Raw genomic sequence first — 4,935 nt, 5'->3', positions numbered from 1 at the left:
AGAAACCATCGTTCCTGCTTTCATACCATGCCCGGTGGCATCGCCAATTGCTACGGTCAAAGTGCCATTATCAGCAAGGTGAAAATCATAATAATCACCGCCGACTTCCGTTGCGGTTTTCATAAAGACGCCAATTTCGAGATGCGGAAGTTGGGGTAGCTCTTTTGGCAGCATGGAGAGTTGGAGTTGGCGGGCCTGTTCGAGTTCTTTCGATTGGCGGGCATTTTCAGCTTCCAGCAGTTTTTGCTCCATTTCCTGCTCAACAATTTTCTTATTGCTGCGGGCGAAATCGCGCGCCAGATAAACTGACATCGCAATAAAAAAACCGATGGATCCAAAAGCGTAGGGATTTTCCATTTCACGAAAAGGAACGATAATGCCCGCATCCATTAAGGCATCAAAGGTGCCAAAAAAGTAATACACAAGAAATGCCAGCCCTATGATCCATGCACCTTCCCTCTTTTTAAATAGCGCTATTAGAATGACTCTGTTGATTTCTATCACTATTATTGGCATGGTTACTATAAGAAATAATTCATAATTTTCTAACGGTTTATAAATTGCCCGCACTCCTAAAATAAATGCAGCCAGAGAAATTATCCAAAACTGCTTTGGCAAAGCCCGGTAAAAAAGCGAATAGACGAACCTCAATTGAAACAGAATGAAGAGGGCATTCACTGCCCGGTGCATTCGCAAAAAAAATAATTGTTGTCCAATATCTGTAGATAGAGAAGCTTGATAGTCAAAAAAAATGGCAGCAGCATAAGAAAACAAGAAGAGAGCGAAAAAGAGATTCTGTCTTAAGCCTGGAAAAAATGCAAATAAAATCAGATGCAGTATACCAACGGTGAGGGGCAAAGAGGTGAAAAACATCTGGTAACCTATTAAGGTTCTTTCTTTGCGGATTCTATCCTCAGCCATCTGGTTGACATTTCCCAATCGGATATGAAATCCTGAGTCAAAACCTGCTTTTTGAAATTTTTTTGATGAAAAGTTTGAATACCGTACGGCTATAACATGTCTTTTTTTCCCCTCAAAGGAGAGTACTTTTGGCACCCCGGTCCAGTCATCACTGTGTTCACCAAAAGTATATATCAATGTCCCATCAAGATAGAGCTGCGATGCGCCAGCTTGCCCGATGGATAATCCCAGAGGCTTGTTAAAAAGTGTAGAATCAATAACAATATGAAGCCGAAACCATCCGACTCCTTGCCATCCGCTTTTGGGTAGTTCATTTGGGTGGAGGTGCGGATCAACGAGTTCCCAGGAGCTATCATCAAAATCCGATTTAGCCCATTCCTCGTTATCACCGGGATGATATTTCCAAAAGTTGCCGGGCAGCCAGATCTCATCCTTCAGGTGGTCTGATGACACGACGAATTTGGGCGTGACTAAAACCGGTTGATTGTGAGGAAAGGCCCGCATCGCAAAACTCCAACGCCCGATACCTTGAGATACTTTGACCAGACAACGATTGGTGCCTTCTTTTAAGTCCGCCTCAAATACGTCATGGTCAAGGAAGAGCGGACGGTCAGCAGGATTGTAATGGGCTCGCTTGCCATTTATCCATACTGCCACTCCATCATCGCTGCCCAGCAGAATCTGGTTCCTTCCTTCGACATCGCTTTTCAGGATGCAGAAGGCATATGCGGTGGCATGTTGGTAATTTCCAACCACGTTAAGAAGATCGACGAAGCTCCTGTTGGTCTGGTACCGTTTCCACGTCAGTGTCTCTCCTTGCGCGCTGATAACAGCGTCGCCTTCTACCGGGTGAACGTTCGCCTCTCCACCAGCGCCAACCAGGAAATCCTTGTCCAAATCATCTGGAAAAAAGGGACCCAGCAGGAGCCATTCTTTGATATATTCTCCCGCCCGGGCGGGATGGATCGGAACATCGTTCTGGGCCTGTGCAACAGGCAGCATAAAAAGGCAGAACAAAACAAACGATAAATTACGCCCATGTTTTTGCATCGCTTTCCTCCAAGTGGCGTCGCAAAAGGCAAAAAACCAGCGACCTAACATAACAATATTGATTTATGCTGTCAAGTTTTTTCACAACCGGACGGGTTGACATTCGAACTGATAATGCTTACTTTTTACGCAACAAACAAAGACCCGCAAAGTGCCAAACCGCCAACTATTTTCATCAAATCTAACCACCGTCATTACCATGATCGGCGTTTCCGTCGGACTCGGAAATGTCTGGCGCTTCCCATACATGATGGGCAAATACGGCGGCAGCGCTTTCCTCATTATGTATTTAATCTTTACCGTGTTATTCGCGATTCCAGCGCTGATGGCTGAGTGGGCTTTAGGGAGAGAAACCAGAAAAGGACCGATTGGCGCTTTTTCAGCGGCGTTTGGCTCCGGGTTGGGAAAACCCATTGGTTACCTCCTTATTCTCACCGTCCTGGTTGCGGACTCCTACTATTTGGTTGTCATTGCAAACGTGATTTTCACAACCTACTTTTCGATTGCGCACGGATTCACTGAAACCAGTATGGGTCTATTCCAAACTCAACTGGGCAATGGAGTTCTGCAATATGTCATAGCAGTGGCAACGCTGGTTGCGTGTCTGGTTGTCATCTACCGCGGACTCAACAAAGGCATCGAATCAGTCAGTAAAATCTTCGTACCGTTCTTCGGCGTCGTGATAATTTATCTGGTTATCAATGCTTTTTTATTGGAAGGCGCTCCTGAAAAATTTGCGGCTTTTCTTAATCCGGACTTTTCCGTGATAAAAGCAGAGCAGGTTTTCGCGGCCCTTGGGCAGACCTTTTTTTCGTTAGGATTGGGCGGGACATTTTTAGTAATCTACGGCAGTTACATGCAGCGTGAGCAAAATCTTCCCCGGGCTGCCATTGCAACGGCTTTTGGAGATGTGGGCGCAGCCGTTCTTGCTTCCTTGTTTATCGTCCCGACCGTTCTGGTTTTTGGCCTGGATATGAGCCAGGGCCCGACTTTGATCTTTTCGACGCTGCCTGAATTGTTCAACGTCATGCCTGCCGGTCGACTCCTGGGAAGCGCATTTTTGTTGTCCCTGTGCATGGTGGCTTTTTTATCCGCCGTTGCGGCTTTGGAAGTTGCGGTTGGCGGCTTAACCGATATTCTTAAAACCAGCCGTACAAAAATCATTTTAGCACTCGGAGGTCTGGAACTCATTCTCATGCTGCCCAGCTCACTTTATCCAAAGCTTATCGGGATTCTGGATCTGGTTTTTGGTTCCGGAATGCAGGTCTTTGGCAGCGCTTTGGCAGTGCTTGGGGTAGTTTGGGGCTTAGGAAAAATAAAAACCCTGAATCAAATTTTTGGTAACGCAAAAGAAAATTTGGCCAACATTTATTTCGTCTGGATTCGCTGGGTGGTGCCAGTGAGTTTACTTTTTATTTTAATTAGTTATATTTATACATCTCTTAAATAATATGACCAGTTAAGTTTAATTTTCCCACCGAATCACGCCGAAGTCACCGAGGGTCGCCGAAAGTATGATATGTAGTAGTAAAAATAATCGTATTAAGGACTAACAATGAGTAGTTTCGAAGATTATTTTTTCAAAATCCCTATCTCCGAAAATAGTAAATCCGATTGGGATGACATAATAGAAAATTCAGATGATGATTTAAAACTACTTCGTATATTTCAGGCAAGGGTGTGCTTATTAGTTAATGATTTGCCTGACTTGTTAGTGACGCCTGAAAGAATTGCATGGATTAGTATATGGACTAGAACTTTTCTGATGTTAGATAATGACCTCAAAATGCACATCAGTCCTAAAGTCACAACTACTAATTCGGTGGATTTCGGTGCGTTCGGCGCATTTCGGTGGAAATATTTTTTTTCAACGGGTCATTCGTATTAAACAATAGCTTTAGGAGTGCATGTTATGAACAAAATTGGATATTATTTTTTCCTGACTGTCTTTTTGTCGACATTTTTAGTTTCTCTTGCGCGGACACAAAGCAACAGCTCAACCAACCTCATTCTCATCCTCGATGCTTCCGGTTCCATGTGGCAAAAGGTTGAAGGCGAATTCAAAATTGTAGTTGCCCGCAAAGTCCTGAAAGATCTGTTGGGTGAACTTCCAGCCGATTCCAAAGTCGGACTCATCGCTTATGGACATCGCAAAAAAGCCGACTGTGCGGACATCGAAACCATCGTGCCCCTGGCAGCTCTCGACAAAGCCGCTCTTGGGCAGAAAATCGATGCTATTGATCCGAAAGGGAAGACGCCAATTACCGATGCTGTGAAAGCAGCTTTCGAGTCGGTTCGTTCTAAAGAAGAAGAAACCACGATAATAGTGGTGAGTGACGGTCTCGAGACCTGTGGCGGCGCGCCGTGTGAGGCCGTTGAGGAAGCAAAGAAGGCGGGTATAAAATTCGTCATGCACGTCATCGGCTTTGACTTGGGTAAAGAGAACGTTTCCGAACTGGAATGCGCGGCGCAGGCCGGCGGCGGTCTTTACCTCAGCGCCAACAATGCCGCCGAACTTTTCGATGCGCTTAAAAAAACTGCGGTAACTCCGGAGGTTCCGCCTGGCCGCTTGTCCGTAAAAGCAACCGTCAACGGCAAACTGGAAGATGTTGGCGTTAGGGTTTTCAAGGCCGGGACAAAAGAGGAGGTTGCCTTCGCCCGAACTTATTCCTCCCCGAAAACCAATCCCCGCGTATTCCCCGTCCCCGTAGGCATCTACGATATTGAAGTGAATGCTCTCCGCCTGAAAGGGGATGTTAGTCGCACATTTAAAAATGTCGAAGTTAAAGGTAACGAAATAGTTAAAAAAGAAGTCGATTTCACTCCGGGTGAGTTGTCCATAAAAGTGACCCGCAACGGCCAACTCTCGGATGCGACGGTGAATGTTTACAAACCCGGCACCCGCAAGAGTATTGCCGGCGGCCGGACTTATACCGGCCCCAATCATAACCCCGCAGTTTACAA

General features: G+C 45.8%; 3 protein-coding genes. 2 read left to right on the top strand and 1 reads right to left on the bottom strand.

Annotated elements, in window-relative coordinates:
* On the bottom strand, positions 1-1,971 hold a 1,971-nt coding region (locus IH879_19685), incomplete at its 3' end, for a hypothetical protein (GenBank protein MCH7677149.1).
* Positions 1,972-2,122: 151 nt separating this feature from the next.
* Here IH879_19685 and IH879_19680 point away from each other — a divergent pair.
* Complete coding sequence (locus tag IH879_19680; protein MCH7677148.1) at positions 2,123-3,421, top strand: sodium-dependent transporter; 1,299 nt, start codon at positions 2,123-2,125, stop codon at positions 3,419-3,421.
* A 462-nt stretch (positions 3,422-3,883) separates the two neighbouring features.
* Positions 3,884-4,935, top strand: a 1,052-nt coding sequence (locus tag IH879_19675) for a VWA domain-containing protein (protein MCH7677147.1), incomplete at its 3' end; no start/stop codon positions are given.

Source organism: candidate division KSB1 bacterium, assembly GCA_022562085.1.
In the GTDB taxonomy this organism is placed as follows: domain Bacteria; phylum Zhuqueibacterota; class Zhuqueibacteria; order Oceanimicrobiales; family Oceanimicrobiaceae; genus Oceanimicrobium.
Note: the sequence above shows the minus strand (reverse complement) of the source record. Positions and strands in the feature narration are given on the sequence as shown.